Below are 18,292 nucleotides of genomic sequence, written 5' to 3'. Positions count from 1 at the left end.
AACGCATATATTAAATGATAAATACAGTACTACCTCAAATTAAAAATGGAGATTCTACGAATTTCTTTTTAATGGCAGGGCCATGTGCGATAGAGGGAGAGGAAATCGCTTTACGTATCGCCGAGAAAATCGTAACTATTACAGATAGATTAAATATTCCTTATATATTTAAAGGCTCTTATCGTAAGGCTAATCGTTCACGTGTAGATTCTTTTACGGGTATAGGGGATGAGAAAGCATTACGTATCCTAGAGAAGGTTGGTAAAACATTTGGAATTCCTACGGTAACGGATATCCATGAAAGTCACGAAGCAGCTTTAGCAGCAGCTTATGTAGATATTTTGCAGATTCCAGCATTTTTATGTCGTCAAACTGAACTGCTTGTTGCTGCTGCGCAGACAGGTAAAGTGGTTAACATTAAAAAGGGGCAGTTTTTAAATGCAGCTTCGATGAAGTTTGCTGTAGATAAGGTTATTGAATCTGGCAATACGAATGTTTTGTTGACAGATCGCGGTAATACTTTTGGCTATCAAGATCTAATTGTTGATTTCCGTGGTATACCTGAGATGAGAGGTTTTGGAGTACCTACAATCATGGATTGTACGCATTCGTTACAACAGCCTAATCAAACAACAGGTGTAACAGGAGGTAAACCCGAGTTAATTGAAACGATTGCTAAGGCTGCCATTGCAGTAGGAGCTGATGGTTTATTCATTGAAACACATCCAAACCCTGCGCAAGCGAAATCTGACGGAGCTAATATGCTTCATTTGGATTATTTGGAAGATTTAATGGAGAAGTTAGTTCGTGTGAGACAAGCTATTCTTTAATAGTCGTTTATCAAGATATAAAAAAGGGTCATCATGTCTTGTGATGACCCTTTTTGTGTACTCATGAATTATTTATACTGTGTCGTGCTCTCCCTTTTTGATTCTTTTGGAAAGGATTACTATTAGGTGTTGGGAACACCTTCCGAATAATTTAAAATACTTATTCCGAGTTAACTCCTTTATTGTTAGATTTGAGCTTCAATCTAACTTTATGAAATTAAATTTATTTTTCACTTTCGCGGGACTTGTTATTGCTGTAAATTCTTTTGCGCAACAAACTATCAAATGGAATAATCCACTTGAGAGCAAGGTAATCCAGGGACGAGTCCATTCAGCAGAGTTGCCCAATTATTACCGCTTGCCTGAGGATCTAAAAAGTCAGGTGCGATCTCCTGTATGGAGCTTAGGTACCAATAGTGCCGGATTGTATATCGACTTTCAGACCGATGCAGAGGCCATTTCGGTGCGCTATAAAGTAAATGGAGCTATGAATATGCCGCATATGCCGACTACTGGTGTAAGCGGTGTAGATCTGTATGCACAGGATGAAAAGGGAGCTTGGAATTGGGCCTATGGTAACTATAATTTTGCAGATACGGTGACCTATCAATACAAGGCATTGGGTGAGAATACTAATTTCACTTACCGATTATACCTGCCTTTGTATAATACCGTTGAATGGCTAGAAATTGGAGTTGCTGCCAATAAGCAGTTTGAATTTGTTGCAGGAAAAGGAAATCCTATCGTGGTTTATGGGACATCAATCGCGCAAGGAGCTTGTGCGACGCGCCCCGGTTTGGCTTGGACCAATATCTTAGGCAGAGAAATTACCAACCCCGTTATTAACGTTGCATTTTCAGGAAATGGGCGATTGGAGCAACCTATTATTGATCATATTAATCAGGTTGATGCAGCAGTTTTTATTTTGGATTGTATTCCAAATTTGGCCTTAACGAATGATCGAACTGCAGAGCAATTGGACTCATTATTAGCCAATGCTGTCTCTGAAATTAGGAAAAAGCATCCAGTAACACCCATCATCATAACAGAGCATAGCTCGGGCTTCAACAATGCGATTTTTAATTTAGATAAAAACGAAGAATATAAAAAGAGTAGTGCTGTGGCAAGTGCATTTGTAAAACGAACAAAAAAAACGGGAGATAAGCAGGTGTATTTATTGACGAATAAGGATATTGGTTTAGACATTAATTCTACTGTTGATTATGCCCACCCTAATGATATTGGGATGAAAAAAATAGCCGATGCTTACCAGAAATTAATTCATAAAATAGTGAAGCGGTAATTGCGTTTTGAAATGTCTCCTGAATTTGATAGCATCTGAATCGGAGGTCAATGTAAAATTGGTTCAGTGGCCTATCGTTAGAAACCGATACTATCTCCTCAAAACTTAAGCTCCTAAGCGTAGTTTTTCAATAAGCTAATCTTAGGAGCTTTTTGCACTATTCTTGGTGTATTATTTCAATTCTTCGGAAATTCATCGAAAATCCATTTAACATGGTCTATTGCTGTAATTTGCTCGTCAGGAGCGACCTTGATTGCAAATTGCTTGTGCTACCCACATTCCGGTACTAAAACAAGCTTGTAGCAAGTACCCGCCTGTAGGAGCCTCCCAATCGATCATCTCACCTGCACAATATACCTGTTGAAATTGATGAAATGCAAGATTTTCGTTTAGTTCTGTAAATGGTATTCCACCTGCAGTAGAAATAACCTCATCAATAGGTCGAAGTCCAGTAACCGGGATGGAATAGCTTTTTATGGCACGCGCTAAGGCTTGTGGATCTGTAAATGTTGATTTATCCAATATTTTTAAAAGTGCTATTGCTGTGGTTGATAGTTTGAGGTTATTTTTTAATAGCGAACTAACATTTCCACCAGATTGAAGTTGTTTTAAAATAGTATTTATTGTCATATTGGGTTTTAAATCAATTTGGATATCTAGTGGAAAGTCAAAAGGTCTTGTATAGCGATTCAAGTAGTACAGCGGACTTCCTTCAATACCATATGTGGTAAATACCAGTTCTCCTAATTTTTTGGACCCATTAAATGAAACCTGTATGTTTTTTAAAACCTGTCCTTCTAAACTTTTCCAGTTATCTCTTGTGTTGTATCCTGAATTGGCTGATTGAAGGGGATTTATGCGGATGTTTTTGGACTCCAATAGTGGTACCCATGCCGCATCTGACCCTGTTTTTTGCCATGATCCACCCCCTAAAGCCAATATGAGTTTTTGGTAATTTTGGTGTATTGTGATGTCATTGTGGCTGTAAGTGATTGATTTTGTATCAAAATCAATCAAACGATGTCCATAGTGTATGGACACTCCCAAATGTTTGAGATGATCGAGCCATGCTTGTAATACTTGGATGGGTTTGATGTTTTTTTTAGGAAATATTTTTCCTGAACTACCCACGTATGTAGGTATTCCTATAGAAGAAAGCCATGCGACCGTTGCGCAGTTGTCAAAAGAACGAACGATACGTTGTATCTCATGCGCATCATATTTTTCAACGAAGGTATCTATCGGTTCGTTATGTGTGAGGTTAAAACCACCATGCCCAGCGACCAAAAACTTTCTGGCAGCGGCTTTATTTTTTTCATAGATGTGTACATGATAGCCTTTAGTGGCCAACTGCTGTGCTGCCATTAATCCCGCTGGACCAGCTCCAATGATAATAATAGGATCTTCGTTCATTGTGTGTAAAAATAAGCATTTATGCTAAGGAATTACTTACTTAGGTTTAGATATCAAAAGACGATGATAAAGTATTGACGATAATGTGTGCATGCTGTAGTGTACTTTCGAATCTAATCTCAATTTATCCAAATAAGCGTTTTTAAGACTTAAAGCTTCCTTATTGAACGCTTGCTTGATTTTATCCTCAAAATCTATTACGTCGTCTAAAATGTTGTTCAAATATTAGGTATGATGCTATTTAATAAGGCTAATGAATTGATGGGGTATTTTTCTGGTAAATTAAGTTCTCTATAATTTCACTACTGTTGCTGAAAACATCTGGAATTCAATCTATCAATGTTAGCATAGCTTGAAATTAACCATTGGATTCAAGATAGGATTTGATTATATTTAATATATAAAAGACAAGGATATGGCTAAATCAATTAAACTAACTCAAAGGGTTAAAAAGGGTGATGATGTAATAGAAAGACCCATTTATTTTATAGCGGAAAACATTGTGCATTTTGTTCAAAATGATTATCAGGGTCGAATGCTTACCACTATATTTTGTATCCTTACTTCCACGCACAGTGCAACATCGTTTGATGTTATTGAATCTGCTGAGGAAGTGCAGCGGTTGATCAATGATTAGGGGAAGATTGTAATGACTATAAACGACAAAGCCCGACTGTTGTCGGGCTTTGTTTTGTCTTGGAGGAAGAAGAGGGATTCGAACCCTCGGTACCGTTTCCAGTACGACAGTTTAGCAAACTGTTCCTTTCGGCCACTCAGGCATTCTTCCTTGTTTTGACATTGCAAACATAAGCGAATTATTTTATTTTGCAAAGCCTAGATGCTTGTTTTTTGTCCTTTTTTTAAAAATTTCCGTTTACAAATGTTGATAAATCACAAAACTCGGCTGTTATTGCGTTATTTATTAAATTTTAAATCAGGAATATCAAATTATGTATAAAAGAGTTTAAAGAAAATAATCTTGTTACTTAAACTTTAAGCTTACGAAAAGCAATTTATTGGTCTAACCAATAGAATTCATAACAAAATAGAATTAGGATGAATATTTTAATTGTTTACTGTCACCCAAGTGAAAACTCTTATACTTTTCAGGTATTAAACCAAGTGAAAAATATATTGATGGAACAAAACTGTAGCCTTGAAGTTTCTGATTTGTATGCCAACAATTTTCAAAGTAATTTGACAGAAAATGAATACCGTAGAGAAGGAGCTGCAAATACTGAATTGCCAATTTCGAAAGATGTGGTTGAAGAACATAGAAAAATAGAAAATGCTGACCGTATTATTTTTATTTATCCGGTCTGGTGGAGTGACTGTCCGGCAATGATGAAAGGTTGGTTTGATAGAGTGTATTCAGTAGGCTATGCTTATGGACAAAAGGCAGACTTACCCAAAATGAAAATTATTAAATATGGAGCCATAATTTGTACAGCAGGACATGCTAACGAGTTTTTAAATGAAATCGGCATTGCTCAGAGCATGCAAAGTGTCATGCTTGATGACAGGCTAGGGAAACGTTATGAACAGAAGGAAATGCTTATACTTGGGGGAACATTAGAAATTGAAAATGTAAGAGAAAAGCATAAAGAACAAATTAAAAAGTTATTGGTCAATTTGATAAACTGTTGTGGATAACCGCTAATTGTAAAAAGTCGAGTCAGAAAAGAATGTATTAGCGATCCTGTAAACGGCTTGTAAAGGTGAGAATTTCTAAGTTTGGGAGTCAATTTGTACTTTGTAATGTTTTGAAAAACCTCCACGGATAGATGTTAAAGGAGCACTCGGGAAGCGAAACAACAAAATCATCCTGTATTTGCTTTTCGATATTGATTTGGGGAATATTCCTTCTCAGCCTTAAAGTACTTTCCAAAATGAGATTTATCGCTAAAACCTAGCTCGTAGGAAATTTCTGTAACGGAAAGGGTAGTGTGTAATAAAAGCCTTTCTGCTTCTAGGATGACACGATTTTTAATGATCTTTCCAGCTGGGATATCCAGACTTTCCTTGATGATGGCATTGAGATAATTAGGGGTGATGTTTAATTTTTTGGCATAGCTAGAAGTGGTTTTTAGTTCTTTAAAATTAATATTGACAAGATTATTAAAATGATCAACTAGCGTTTTTTTTCGATCGGATTGGGTATTGAGATGAGACGTTTTGTGAGAGTAGCGGATGTATTTTAAAACGAAAACTTTCAGCAACAGACAGATTACTTCTTTAAATAGAATTTTCTCTGACTGGTATTCTTTTTTTAGCTCTTCAAAACTTTGCCATTGGTCTTTTCTACTTTCATTTTTTAGGATGATGTAAGGCGACATCTCTACTAGTGCAGTATCACTGTTTATCATCTTGTTTCCAGTATAGATGTAGTTGTAGAATGACTTTGTAAACAATAGAACATAACCTTTGCAGGATTCGGTATCCTGAAAACTAAAAACCTGATTGTAATTGAGAAAAAAGAACTGATGTGGAATTAGATCATAGCACTGATTATCAATTTTTAAAGAACCTTTGCAATCAGTGAAAAGGAAAACAGCATAAAATTTATTTTTGAAATTTCCATTTTTGTTCACTTTTTCTAAAAAATTATCCATAGTCAGTATTCCCAGTTCAGACCGTAGACTGATATGGGTGTTCAGCTTATTTAACGTTAGAATTTGAATATCTTGATTCAACATGGGCGATTTTTATGCACAGTCCTAAATATAAAATAATCTTTTTGACTATTCAATTTTGATTCGTGTTTTTATGTATATTATACAAAGGACCCATCTTAATGACAAGGCGAGTCCTTTGTGTAATTTGGTTTTTAACTGTTGATAATTAATTTTTAAATTCTAAAATTTTCAGTTCTCTCGGAGAAAAGGTTCTCTCAACTTTCTTGTCAACATAATCTGAATTCATAGCACGTAATACGGCCATATAATCCATGTTGAAATCCAGTGTGTCGCCAACTTTAAATTTGGAAGTGTTCGATCCCAAGTCTAAAATAAGCATATCTGAACTGGCACCGATAATTTCTATTCCCTGAAGCAAGGGCGTTATATTTTTGGGGTCAATATCCAGCAATCCAATATCTACGATTGCTCTCGTTGATTTTTTACCCAGATCTTTCGCGTCATATTGAGGGGTTTCCCCTGTGAGGTTGGTTCCCACATCGCCAGCTGGAATCATTGGTTTTTCTATAATCTCAATAATTTCTACCGTAAGTCTGAAGACATCCTGATACATTCCGCTGATCAGAGAGTCCTGATACACATCAGTTCCGAAAAATAAGGTTTCTCCAACCCTAAAATGATTGATCCCATCAGGAATCTGATTCCTGAAAATTAAAGGAATCGTAACCGATGAGCCTGCTGAAATATAAGATATTTTTATTCCATATGTTTCTTCAACGATTTCTTTGTAACGATTGAGCTTAAACAGTTTTTTCTCATCCGGAAGTATTCCGTTAAGGCAATTCAGATTGGTGCCTATCCCTACGATTTCAATATTGGGATATTGTAAAATATCTCCATAAAACTGAGGTAGATTTTTAGCCATAATTCCCTCTCGAAGTTCACCCATTTCTACCATTATAACGATTTTGTGAATTTTTTGCTGTTTTACAGCTTCCTCGGAAAGGGCTTTGATGGTGTTAAGTTCTGTATTAAAACTTACATCCGCAAATTCTACAATACTTTTTGCAAGTCTTTGGGCTGGAGGTTTTATGTAAATGGTTTGCGTTGTAGGCGATAGTTTTTTAATCGTTTTCAAATTACTTAATCGCGAATCGCAAACATCTTTGTTTGTTATTTCCAATAAAACATTCAGAAATTTCTCATTTCCACACAATAGTTTTCCTACAATAGCCCAATCAATATGATTACGGCTGAAAAGTTTATCTAGAAAAGTGAAATTATGAAGAAGTTTAGCAGAATTTATGGTGATATATGACATGTTATTTTTTTAACCGCATTTCAAGATATTTACTGGTAAATCCCAGTTTTTCATACAAATGCTTTGCCGGATTATCCGGTTCACAATGGAGTGCGATATCTCCATTTGAAATTTCAATAGCATGTTGCATGAGTTTTTTGCCGATCCCTTTTCCGCGGAGATTCTTGTCGGTGGCAATATACACCAGAATATTTTCCGGTATATAGCTGTGCATTCCTGTTTTATTGATGACCAAAACCCCTGCCAATGCACCGGTACTGTCATCTATTGCAGTCAATAAAATTCCACCTGGCTTATTATCTTCGCCCATAGCATAGTTGATGGCTTTTTCTATATCAGATTTTGGATCTCCATATTGTTCCAGATGATGGAAAAGAAACGCAATGATTTCTTGTCTTTGCTGTTCATCAGCTATTTTTTGTTCTGTATAGGTATGTAATGTAATCATTTTCTTTTTTTTAATTATTCCGGATAGGGAAGTGTTGTGTCGTATTGGTTGGGAGTATTATGGTGTTTTTTAGTCAACGTCGTTATCAGTGTATTTAAACTGATTTCTTAGTTTTCACATGCTATTTAATGGTTTCATAGCCAGAACCTTGTTTCAGTTTCGGTCAATCATGAAATAGTTTGTAGTGATGTGAAAGGGCATCACACATATTATGGCGCATTAGCTGTGCACAGCGATTCTGTTTTTGTGAAAGAAGGTCGGGACTGCTGTATTTTTTATTTTGATTTTCATCTTCGTCTTTTTTGTTATCATCGATTATGATGATGCAAAATTACTAAGGATGTAATGAAACGCGTGTTAGAAAAGATCTGTAAAGTGGTATATTTTACTGTTTTTGGTTATTTAATAGAAAGATAAATTTTTATAATGCCTGTCTTGTTTATTTTCCGGACAAAATAAATACTTGATAAAAGAAATGAATGATAAGGTGGAATGATTTGTTTTTTGGATAGGAAATCATTCATTAATGATAATAAGTTGGGTTGTGGGAATGATTGAGATTGCGTTAATTTTCATCCATAAACAACAAAGCCCGACTTTAAAGTCGGGCCTTGTTTTGTCTTGGAGGAAGAAGAGGGATTCGAACCCTCGGTACCGTTTCCAGTACGACAGTTTAGCAAACTGTTCCTTTCGGCCACTCAGGCATTCTTCCTTGTTTTGACTATGCAAACATAAGCCAATTATTTTATTATGCAAAGCCTATTTTGCAAAATAAACATAAGTTTTTAGTAAGCGATTGTATGTCAATTTATTGCTGACACAATAAATTTAACTTATTTTTTCTTACTGAGGTCATAATCCACCCTGACGTGGTAAATACTCTTTAACATCGCCTTAAAAATGTTTGCTGACTCGGTAATTTCCTTCAAGGTGATGTTACTATTTGCAAATTGATTCAATTTTAATTTGTGTTCGATGATTTTATCGACTAGTGTATTGATGGATTCTTCTGTGTGTTCTTTTAATGCTCTAGATGCAGCTTCAACAGAATCAGCCATCATGAGTACTGCCGTTTCTTTGGAATAAGGAATAGGACCTGGATACTGGTATAATGCCTCATCAACGAGCTTGTCTGGATTATTCTTGATAAATAGGTTGTAGAAGTAATCTACCTTGGTCGTACCATGGTGTGTGCGGATAAAGTCGATGATGACGTCGGGAAGTTGATTTCTTTTAGCAATTTCAGCTCCTTTGATGACATGGGAAATAATAATCTGCGCACTTTGCTCTGGAGATAGTTCGTCATGCGGGTTCTTTTCTGTTTTTTGATTTTCAATGAAGAATTGTGGATTTGTCATTTTTCCGATATCATGGTACAGCGCTCCTGCACGTACCAATAGGGGGTTGCCCCCAATACGATAAATAGCTGCTTCTGCTAGATTGGCTACTTGAAGGGAGTGTTGGAATGTACCGGGAGCTTTGAAAGATAGTTCTCTAAGTAGCTTCGAATTACTATTGGTAAGCTCCATGAGGGTCAGGTCGGATACGATTCCAAATAGCTTCTCAAAGGCATATACTAATGGATAGGCCATTAACGTAATCATCACACTCACTACGAATGGTGTCACATCCATCAAGTTGATGGTGCTTAATGAGCCGTTTCGCGTCAATAAGAGGCCGAAATAGGCAATTAGATAGGTCGCCAGTATGATAGCGGATGATATGAAAAATTGCTCTCTTTTAACCAGCGTTTTTATACTGTAGATTGCCACAATACCTGCCATGAATTGTAAAAACACAAATTCATATGAATTGGGGACAAACAATGCAGCTAATAAGACCATAAGTAAATGTATGTTCAAGGCCACGCGAGAATCAAAGAGTATGCGGATGATGATGGGGACCGAACAGAATGGGATGTAGTATAGGTTGGGTATCTTAATTTTGATCGCCCATGATAATACGGCTAACATACCTATGATAACAATCATAATGATAGATAGCAGGCGATTATTGTAATAGATGTCTTTTCTGAAGAGAAAAAGGAAAACCATTAAAATGGACAGGGCAAGCGAAATGATTAAAAATTGCCCTAGAGTTACATAAGTCTGGTTGCCTGATATTTTGCCTTCATCTTCGTAAATCTTACGGAGTGACTCTAACTTTTGGTTGGTTTCATTGCTTATAATTTTATCTTTCTCCGCAATCAATTCGCCTTTTTGCACGACACCTCGAGTAGAGGAAATATTGGCTAAAGCTGTTTGTTCCAAGCGTTCGGTCTGCTGGTCATTATAGACGTAATTGAGTGTAATGTAGTTTTTTAAGGTTTCCAGTAGCCACTTTTTGTATACAATCTTGGGCGAATTGCTGAGAACGGAGTTTGCATACTCATATGACGATTCGATGGTGTAACAGTCTGCTGTGTTTTTTTGTGTCGCTACCTTATCTTGGATCAGGGTGAAATTGTATTGTTTGGCCGCAGGACTTTTATCGTCATTACGGTTTTGGAACCTATTGTTTAACGATAAGATACCACGATCGTAAAGATGGGTCAGGATTGCATTGCCTACGGTACGATAATCTTGTATTTTTTGGGGAGTGGTGTCCAGTTTATTGGTTTGCCATTTTTCCGCTAGATCGGTTTCAAATTGGTCGATCTGTTCTCTGCTTATTGTTGAGTTGACATCATAAATAGGCTGAATGGTTTTTAGGATGTTTTTTTTATCTTCATTTAACTCCTCTTGCGTTTTAAGAATGGCAAAATTATAAGGAGAAATTAAGTTTTCATGATCCCAGACTTTTCCCTTCTGAAATTCGTAACGAAAACGAGCTTGCTTTGGAAGGAAAATACAAATAAGAATAATGGTTGCCAATATCAAACTTACCTTGCGAATAAGGTTCATATTGTTGTCGGACTCACGATTATATTTAATTTTTAATCTACTCACGGGGTTGGATTGTTGTTGGATAATAAAGAATTAATCAAGCAAATGTACTTAAAAATGTGCTAATATGAAGGCCATTGTCAATAGTAATCAGGGTTGTAATTAATTTTTTTGATTTAAATTCGAACCATCCGCTAGACTTAATTATCTTTGTAAAAACAAATCAAAGACTCATGTCAAGTAAAAAGCATCTTATTGCACCTTCAGTTTTGGCAGCGGATTTCGCTAAATTATACGATGATATTGTAATGGTAAACAATAGTGAGGCCGATTGGTTTCATATCGATATCATGGATGGCGTATTTGTGCCAAATATTTCTTTTGGTTTTCCTGTTATGCAAGCAATTGCAAAGCATGCAACAAAGCCTTTAGATGTACATTTAATGATTGTAGATCCAGATCGTTATTTACAATTATGTAAAGATTCTGGTGCCGCGGTTATTACCGTGCATTATGAAGCATGTACACATTTGCACCGCACGCTAGCTGCTATTAAGGAGTTGGGTTGTAAAGCAGGTGTAGCCTTAAATCCACATACGCCAGTCTCTTTGTTGTCGGATGTGATTGCAGATTTAGACTTAGTATGCTTAATGTCTGTAAATCCTGGTTTTGGTGGTCAGAAATTCATCCAAAACACCTATAGTAAAGTGAAACAACTGCGTGCTATGGCTGCTGGGGTAAACGATGGTCTTTTGATTGAAATCGATGGAGGAGTTGGAGTTGGTAACGCTGGAGCACTTTTACAAGCTGGAGCAGATGTATTGGTAGCGGGTAGTTTCTGTGTTTGCTGCTGAGAATCCAACACAGTCAATCGCAGATCTAAAAGCTGTTGATATTCAATTGCAAAATATTTAATCGAAATAAAATCAATATAAAAAAGGGGGAATCGGACATGATTCCCCCTTTTTTATACACTTTTGGCATGTGATATTTAATCTAATTGTCAAAGTTTTCAATTCTTAACTCATGTTATGGGTGAAGATTTTGCATTGCAATTGATTGTTTTTTAGAGTTTTATTTTCATATGTAATTTGGAGGTAATTCTTGTTTAGAATATTTCCAAATTGTGAGAATACATCTTATTGATTGTTATTAACCATTGATTTTTAGTATTTTTGTGCTAAGAGATGTTCCTTATTTTTATCGAAAAAGGGTCATCAAAATGAAGAAAATGTGGAGCTAAATTTAAGTATCAGCGTGCAATACATGAAATGATATTTTTTTAGCTTAATTATTAAACGTGTGGTCGTGTTAAAATGCAGCATTGGCTGTTTTTTGAGCTGCCTTTAACATATAAAAAAGAATTATATACTATGAGTATTTACAACGATTACGTACAAGAGGTTGTAGAACGAGAAGGTCAGGGATTAAATCCTAAACCAATTGACGGAGCTGAATTATTAAGTGAAGTTATAGCTCAAATAAAAGATTTAAACAACGAAAATAGAGCTGAGTCTCTGCAGTTGTTTATTTACAACACTTTATCTGGTACGACTAGTGCGGCTGGTGTAAAAGCAACGTTCTTGAAAGAGATTATTCTTGGAGAAGAAGCGGTTGCAGAAATTACGCCAACTTTCGCATTTGAGTTGTTATCTCATATGAAAGGCGGTCCCTCTATTGAGGTGCTGCTGGATTTAGCATTGGGTCATGATGTGGCTATTGCTAAACAAGCTGCAGAAGTTCTTAAAACACAAGTTTTCCTTTACGAGGCAGATACAGCGCGTTTGAAAGATGCGTTTAATCGTGGTCATGTAATAGCCAAAGAAATTCTAGAAAGTTACGCTCAAGCAGAATTCTTTACTAAATTACCAGAGGTGCCAGAAGAAATAAAAGTAGTTACTTTTATCGCTGGTGAAGGTGATATCTCAACGGATTTATTATCTCCAGGTAACCAAGCACATTCGCGTTCTGATCGTGAATTGCATGGTCAGTGTATGATTACACCTGAAGCCCAAAAAGAAATTAAAGCTTTACAGGCACAATATCCTGATGCAAGTGTGATGTTGATCGCTGAAAAAGGTACAATGGGTGTTGGTTTCTTCGAGAATGTCTGGTGTGAACAATGTCGCATTATGGACAGGTAAACCTGCAAGTCCATATATTCCATTTGTCAACATTGCTCCAATCGTGGGTGGTACTAATGGTATTTCTCCAATTTTCTTAACTACAGTAGATGTTACAGGTGGTATCGGTATCGATCTTCAAAACTGGAGAAAGAAAGTAGATGCAAATGGTGAAGTGGTACGTAATGAGGATAATGAGCCTATTTTAGAGGAGGTTTACTCGGTTGCTACAGGTACTGTTTTGACTATCAATACGAAAACAGCGAAATTGTATAATGGAGATCAAGAATTGATTGACATTTCTAAATCATTGACGCCTCAAAAAAGAGAGTTTATCAAAGCAGGTGGATCATATGCTATTGTATTTGGGAAGAAGATACAAACTTTTGCAGCAGGGGTTTTAGGAATTGAAATTCCGACGGTATTTGCTCCTTCTAAAGAAATCTCTATTGAAAATCAAGGTTTAACAGCTGTTGAGAAAATATTCAATAATAATGCGGTAGGTGCAACTCCAGGAAAAGTATTACATGCTGGGTCTGATGTTCGTGTTAAAGTGAACATTGTGGGCTCTCAGGATACTACCGGTTTAATGACTGCTCAAGAGTTAGAGGCAATGGCGGCTAAAGTTATTTCTCCAACGGTAGATGGTGCATACCAATCGGGTTGTCACACAGCATCTGTATGGGACAAGAAAGCGCAGGCTAATATTCCTAAATTGATGAAGTTCATGAATGACTTCGGATTAATTACAGCTCGTGACCCTAAGGGCGAATATCACGCGATGACGGATGTTATTCACAAGGTATTAAATGACATTACTATTGATGAGTGGGCAATCATTATTGGTGGCGATTCACATACACGTATGTCTAAAGGTGTTGCTTTTGGAGCTGACTCAGGAACTGTTGCCTTAGCATTAGCTACTGGTGAGGCGTCTATGCCAATTCCAGAATCAGTAAAAGTAACCTTTAAAGGTACTATGAAACAACACATGGATTTCCGTGATGTGGTTCATGCGACACAATCTCAAATGTTACAACAATTTGGGGGAGAGAATGTCTTCCAAGGTCGAATCATTGAGGTACATATCGGTACACTTTTAGCTGATCAAGCCTTTACATTTACGGATTGGACTGCTGAGATGAAAGCCAAAGCTTCTATCTGTATTTCTCAAGATGAGACATTAATTCAATCGTTAGAAATTGCGAAGAACCGTATCCAAATCATGATCGATAAGGGTATGGAAAACAAGGGGCAAGTATTACAAGGTTTAATCGATAAAGCAAATAAACGTATTGAAGAAATAAGAACAGGTGAAAAACCAGCTCTAACGCCAGATACGAATGCTAAATATTATGCTGAAGTAGTTATTGATCTTGATATTATTGATGAGCCAATGATTGCCGATCCTGATGTTAACAACGTTGACGTTTCTAAACGTTATACCCATGATGCCATCAGAGAATTGTCTTACTATGGAGGTGCTAAAAAAGTAGATTTAGGTTTCGTCGGTTCTTGTATGGTACATAAAGACGATTTAAAAATCGTTTCTCAAATGCTTAAGAACGTAGAGAAACAACACGGTGAAGTTAAATTTAAGGCACCATTAGTTGTTGCTTCTCCTACTTACAATATCATTGATGAGTTGAAAGCAGAAGGAGATTGGGAATACCTACAGAAATACTCTGGTTTTGAATTTAGTGATATTTTACCAAAAAGTAATGCTCGTACGGAGTATGAGAACATCATGTATTTAGAGCGTCCTGGTTGTAATCTTTGCATGGGTAACCAAGAAAAGGCAGCAAAGGGTGATACAGTAATGGCTACTTCTACTCGTCTTTTCCAAGGACGTGTTGTGGAAGACAGAGATGGTAAAAAAGGGGAGTCTTTATTGGCTTCTACTCCAGTGGTTGTGCTTTCTGCTATCTTAGGTCGAATTCCAAATATGGATGAATACAAAGCTGCTGTTGAGGGAATCAACTTGACAAAATTTGCACCTATTCCGACTAAGTAAATATTAGTATTGAAGTTTTAGTAATTTAATAAATATCTTAAATTAGAAATATATGGCTTTTGATATAGAAATGATTAAAAAGGTATATGGCCGTTATGAGGAGCGTGTAAACGCTGCTCGTAAATTGGTCAATAAACCTTTGACCCTATCTGAGAAGATTTTATATACTCACTTATGGGATGGAAATGCTACTGAGACATACGATAGAGGTGTCTCTTATGTAGATTTCGCTCCGGATCGTGTAGCAATGCAGGATGCAACTGCTCAAATGGCATTGTTGCAATTTATGCAAGCTGGTCGTCCGCAAGCAGCTGTACCTTCAACAGTACACTGTGATCACTTGATTCAAGCAAAAGAAGGTGCTCAAGTGGATTTACAAAGAGCAAATACAGAGTCAAAAGAAGTTTTCAATTTCCTAGGTTCGGTAGCAAACAAATATGGTATTGGTTTCTGGAAACCAGGAGCTGGTATTATTCACCAAGTAGTATTGGAGAACTATGCATTTCCAGGTGGTATGATGATCGGTACCGATTCGCATACTGTTAATGCAGGTGGTCTAGGTATGTTGGCTATTGGTGTCGGTGGTGCTGATGCATGCGACGTGATGGCTGGTTTACCTTGGGAACTAAAATTTCCTAAATTAATTGGTGTTAAATTAACTGGTAAATTAAGCGGTTGGACTTCTCCTAAAGATGTTATTTTGAAAGTTGCGGGTATCTTAACTGTAAAAGGTGGTACTGGTGCTGTCGTAGAATACTTTGGGGAGGGCGCTATATCCATGTCTTGTACAGGTAAAGGTACAATTTGTAACATGGGTGCTGAAATCGGAGCGACTACTTCTACATTTGGTTATGATGAGTCGATGGAGCGTTACTTACGTGCTACTGATCGTGCTGATGTTGCTGATGCTGCAAATGCAATTAAAGAGCATTTAACTGCAGATGCTGAAGTTTATGCTCATCCAGAATTATATTTCGATCAATTAATAGAAATCAACTTATCTGAATTAGAACCTTCATTGAATGGTCCTTTCTCTCCAGATTTATATACGCCTGTATCACGTATGCGTGAAGAAGCGGCTAAAAATGGATGGCCTACAAAAGTAGAGTGGGGGTTGATCGGTTCATGTACCAATTCTTCTTACGAGGACTTGGCACGCGCTGCTTCTATCGCTAAGCAAGCTGTTGATAAAGGTTTGGTAACGAAAGCTGAGTTTGGTATTAACCCAGGTTCTGAGCAAGTTCGTTATACGGCTGATCGTGATGGATTATTGAAAAATTTCGAAGATCTTAACGCCACAATCTTTACAAATGCTTGTGGCCCTTGTATTGGTATGTGGGATCGTGTAGGTGCTGAAAAGCAAGAGAAAAACACCATCGTTCACTCGTTTAACCGTAACTTTGCAAAACGTGCTGATGGTAACCCAAATACTTTTGCTTTTGTAGCTTCTCCTGAAATAGTGGCTGCGATTGCAATTTCAGGTGATTTAGGTTTTAATCCATTAACGGATACGTTGACAAACGCCAATGGAGAGCAAGTTAAATTGGATCCACCTACTGGTGATGAGTTACCTGAAAAAGGATTCGCAGTAGAAGATGCGGGTTATCAAGCTCCTGCAGCCGATGGTTCATCTGTAGTGATTGATGTTGATCCTAATTCTGATCGTCTTCAATTGTTAGCGCCATTTGCTGCTTGGGAAGGTACAGACTTGAGAGGTTTGAAATTATTAATCAAAGCTAAAGGTAAATGTACTACTGACCATATCTCTATGGCTGGTCCTTGGTTGAAATACCGTGGTCACTTGGACAATATCTCTAACAATATGTTAATTGGTGCTGTTAACTTTTTCAATGAAAAAACAGATTCGGTTAAAAACCAATTAACAGGAGAATATGGCCCAGTTCCTGCTACTCAAAGAGCATACAAAGCTGCGGGTATCGGAACTATCGTAGTAGGTGATGAAAACTATGGTGAAGGTTCTTCACGTGAGCATGCTGCAATGGAACCTCGTCATTTAGGTGTTCGTGCGGTATTGGTTAAATCTTTTGCTCGTATTCACGAGACTAACTTGAAAAAACAAGGGATGTTAGGTTTGACTTTCGCTAATAAAGAAGATTACGATAAAATTCAAGAAAACGATACAATCGATATCTTAGGTTTAACAGAATTTGCGCCAGAGAAACCATTAACATTAGTGTTACACCATGCTGATGGATCTCATGACGAAATCCTAGCAAACCATACTTACAATGCACAGCAAATTGAGTGGTTTAAAGAAGGTGGTGCTTTGAATATTATTCGCAAGAACCAAGTAAAATAATCTGTATTATTTGCTTATGAACATATAACCCGGTACTTTTGTGCCGGGTTTTTTATTTAAAACAATATGAATAAATTTTTATTAGCCTTAAGTGTGCTAACTTTATCTGCTTCTTCATTATTTGCTCAAGACGATCATATCGGATCCTCTGTAAAACCAATTGCTAAAAGCATTTTTAAACCGAAGTACTCACGTACCGAAAGTAATAAGGGTAAGTTTTATTTTCATTGGGGATATAATTTTTCATCGTTCGCGAAAAGTGATATACGCTTCCAGGGACCTGGATACGATTTTACTTTATTGGATGTTAAAGCTTCGGACAGACCGACTAAACTTTCGATGACTTACATTAATCCAGCTACGATCTCAATTCCACAATTTAATCTGCATTTTGGTTATTTCATTAAGGATAATTATTCCATTTCCTTGGGTTGGGATCATATGAAGTATGTGGTAGATATTCCGCAGACCGTTCGTATTAAGGGGCATATTAGTCCTGAGATTTCAGAACCCGGTATACCCACTGGTGGTATGGCCGGTACTTATGATGGCGAACAGGTCACTCTTGTTGATTCGGTATTGAAATTTGAACATACAGATGGTTATAACTTTGCTTCAGTTGCTTTGGAAAGACATGATGATATCTGGGTTTCTAGAACAGGAAAATCTTATCTTTCTATGGAAACTGGTGCCGAGCTTGGTTTGCTAATACCGAGAACTGATGTTCGATTGTTTAATGTAGGTGAGAATAACTTTTGGAACGTGGCGGGTTATGGTGCTGCTGCAAAAGTTGGTTTACAATATCATTTTTTTAAAGGATTGTATTTGCAAACAAGTTTTAAAACGGGATGGACCGATCTTAATAATATCCGCACGACGGGTAGAAATGGTATAGATAAAGCAAGTCAAGCGATTTGGTTCTTTGAGAACTATTGGGTTCTTGGTTTCAAATTCTAAGCAATCCTATCGTTTAATAACGTTGTAGAAGCGGATGATAAT

The 18,292-nt window shown here is 36.9% G+C and carries 13 protein-coding genes, 2 tRNA genes and 1 pseudogene; 9 read left to right on the top strand and 7 right to left on the bottom strand.

The genetic code is table 11. The annotated features are described in order from the left end of the window. Window positions 1-14: 14 nt before the first annotated feature. Both kdsA and ACFX5U_RS13490 read left to right on the top strand, forming a co-directional pair. Window positions 15-830 carry a 3-deoxy-8-phosphooctulonate synthase gene (gene kdsA / locus ACFX5U_RS13495; RefSeq protein ID WP_400261049.1) on the top strand — a complete coding sequence of 272 codons (816 nt, stop codon included), beginning with the start codon at window positions 15-17 and terminating at the stop codon, window positions 828-830. Window positions 831-1,041: 211 nt separating this feature from the next. Next, window positions 1,042-2,133, top strand: coding sequence for an SGNH/GDSL hydrolase family protein (locus ACFX5U_RS13490; protein ID WP_400261048.1), 1,092 nt, complete (start codon window positions 1,042-1,044; stop codon window positions 2,131-2,133). Between the two features lie 237 nt (window positions 2,134-2,370). Here the strand turns inward: ACFX5U_RS13490 and ACFX5U_RS13485 are convergent, their stop codons facing one another. Next, entirely contained in the window at window positions 2,371-3,546 is a 1,176-nt protein-coding gene (locus tag ACFX5U_RS13485; protein WP_400261047.1) for an NAD(P)/FAD-dependent oxidoreductase, read from the bottom strand. 415 nt (window positions 3,547-3,961) lie between these two features. Between ACFX5U_RS13485 and ACFX5U_RS13480 the strand changes: the two genes are divergently transcribed. Further along, entirely contained in the window at window positions 3,962-4,183 is a 222-nt protein-coding gene (locus ACFX5U_RS13480) for a hypothetical protein (RefSeq protein WP_038699169.1), read from the top strand. A gap of 60 nt (window positions 4,184-4,243) precedes the next feature. Here the strand turns inward: ACFX5U_RS13480 and ACFX5U_RS13475 are convergent. Further along, window positions 4,244-4,333: transfer RNA gene (locus ACFX5U_RS13475), tRNA-Ser, on the bottom strand. A 269-nt stretch (window positions 4,334-4,602) separates the two neighbouring features. Here ACFX5U_RS13475 and ACFX5U_RS13470 point away from each other — a divergent pair. Further along, on the top strand, window positions 4,603-5,199 hold the full coding sequence (locus ACFX5U_RS13470; RefSeq protein WP_400261046.1) for an NAD(P)H-dependent oxidoreductase: 597 nt from the start codon (window positions 4,603-4,605) through the stop codon (window positions 5,197-5,199). A gap of 167 nt (window positions 5,200-5,366) precedes the next feature. Here ACFX5U_RS13470 and ACFX5U_RS13465 read toward each other — a convergent pair whose 3' ends face one another. The 5 genes from ACFX5U_RS13465 to ACFX5U_RS13445 form a co-directional block, all read right to left on the bottom strand. Continuing rightward, window positions 5,367-6,242 (bottom strand): helix-turn-helix domain-containing protein, encoded by an 876-nt coding sequence (locus tag ACFX5U_RS13465; RefSeq protein ID WP_280566783.1) that lies wholly within the window; start codon window positions 6,240-6,242, stop codon window positions 5,367-5,369. Window positions 6,243-6,387: 145 nt separating this feature from the next. Next, on the bottom strand, window positions 6,388-7,503 hold the full coding sequence (locus tag ACFX5U_RS13460; protein ID WP_038699165.1) for an alanine racemase: 1,116 nt from the start codon (window positions 7,501-7,503) through the stop codon (window positions 6,388-6,390). Window position 7,504: 1 nt separating this feature from the next. Beyond that, window positions 7,505-7,951: a GNAT family N-acetyltransferase gene (locus ACFX5U_RS13455; protein ID WP_400261045.1), complete on the bottom strand. Its 447-nt coding sequence runs from the start codon at window positions 7,949-7,951 to the stop codon at window positions 7,505-7,507. Between the two features lie 622 nt (window positions 7,952-8,573). Then, window positions 8,574-8,663: transfer RNA gene (locus ACFX5U_RS13450), tRNA-Ser, on the bottom strand. A gap of 121 nt (window positions 8,664-8,784) precedes the next feature. Then, window positions 8,785-10,899: an HD family phosphohydrolase gene (locus ACFX5U_RS13445; protein WP_280566791.1), complete on the bottom strand. Its 2,115-nt coding sequence runs from the start codon at window positions 10,897-10,899 to the stop codon at window positions 8,785-8,787. Window positions 10,900-11,069: 170 nt separating this feature from the next. Here ACFX5U_RS13445 and rpe point away from each other — a divergent pair. The 5 genes and pseudogenes from rpe to ACFX5U_RS13420 all read left to right on the top strand — a co-directional run bounded on the left by rpe (window position 11,070) and on the right by ACFX5U_RS13420 (window position 18,250). After that, window positions 11,070-11,751: pseudogene (gene rpe / locus ACFX5U_RS13440) on the top strand (ribulose-phosphate 3-epimerase). Between the two features lie 401 nt (window positions 11,752-12,152). After that, window positions 12,153-12,980, top strand: coding sequence for a hypothetical protein (locus tag ACFX5U_RS13435; RefSeq protein WP_400261044.1), 828 nt, complete (start codon window positions 12,153-12,155; stop codon window positions 12,978-12,980). Then, window positions 12,925-14,973, top strand: coding sequence for an aconitase family protein (locus tag ACFX5U_RS13430; protein WP_400261043.1), 2,049 nt, complete (start codon window positions 12,925-12,927; stop codon window positions 14,971-14,973). Before ACFX5U_RS13435 ends, ACFX5U_RS13430 begins: the two co-directional genes overlap by 56 nt. A 52-nt stretch (window positions 14,974-15,025) precedes the next feature. Continuing rightward, window positions 15,026-17,293, top strand: coding sequence for an aconitate hydratase (locus ACFX5U_RS13425; RefSeq protein WP_400261042.1), 2,268 nt, complete (start codon window positions 15,026-15,028; stop codon window positions 17,291-17,293). 66 nt (window positions 17,294-17,359) lie between these two features. After that, entirely contained in the window at window positions 17,360-18,250 is an 891-nt protein-coding gene (locus ACFX5U_RS13420; protein ID WP_038699155.1) for a hypothetical protein, read from the top strand. The last annotated feature ends 42 nt before the right edge of the window (window positions 18,251-18,292 follow it).

Source organism: Sphingobacterium sp. SG20118 (assembly GCF_044740685.1).
In the GTDB taxonomy this organism is placed as follows: domain Bacteria; phylum Bacteroidota; class Bacteroidia; order Sphingobacteriales; family Sphingobacteriaceae; genus Sphingobacterium.
This window is presented reverse-complemented; position numbering and strand designations above follow the sequence as displayed.

What these genes read in the sequence shown, in the direction of transcription:
- kdsA (WP_400261049.1), top strand. Translation starts at nt 15, where the DNA reads ATGATAAATACAGTACTACCTCAAATTAAAAATGGAGATTCTACGAAT.
- ACFX5U_RS13490 (WP_400261048.1), top strand. Translation starts at nt 1,042, where the DNA reads ATGAAATTAAATTTATTTTTCACTTTCGCGGGACTTGTTATTGCTGTA.
- ACFX5U_RS13485 (WP_400261047.1), bottom strand. Translation starts at nt 3,546, where the DNA reads ATGAACGAAGATCCTATTATTATCATTGGAGCTGGTCCAGCGGGATTA.
- ACFX5U_RS13480 (WP_038699169.1), top strand. Translation starts at nt 3,962, where the DNA reads ATGGCTAAATCAATTAAACTAACTCAAAGGGTTAAAAAGGGTGATGAT.
- ACFX5U_RS13470 (WP_400261046.1), top strand. Translation starts at nt 4,603, where the DNA reads ATGAATATTTTAATTGTTTACTGTCACCCAAGTGAAAACTCTTATACT.
- ACFX5U_RS13465 (WP_280566783.1), bottom strand. Translation starts at nt 6,242, where the DNA reads ATGTTGAATCAAGATATTCAAATTCTAACGTTAAATAAGCTGAACACC.
- ACFX5U_RS13460 (WP_038699165.1), bottom strand. Translation starts at nt 7,503, where the DNA reads ATGTCATATATCACCATAAATTCTGCTAAACTTCTTCATAATTTCACT.
- ACFX5U_RS13455 (WP_400261045.1), bottom strand. Translation starts at nt 7,951, where the DNA reads ATGATTACATTACATACCTATACAGAACAAAAAATAGCTGATGAACAG.
- ACFX5U_RS13435 (WP_400261044.1), top strand. Translation starts at nt 12,153, where the DNA reads ATGCAGCATTGGCTGTTTTTTGAGCTGCCTTTAACATATAAAAAAGAA.
- ACFX5U_RS13425 (WP_400261042.1), top strand. Translation starts at nt 15,026, where the DNA reads ATGGCTTTTGATATAGAAATGATTAAAAAGGTATATGGCCGTTATGAG.
- ACFX5U_RS13420 (WP_038699155.1), top strand. Translation starts at nt 17,360, where the DNA reads ATGAATAAATTTTTATTAGCCTTAAGTGTGCTAACTTTATCTGCTTCT.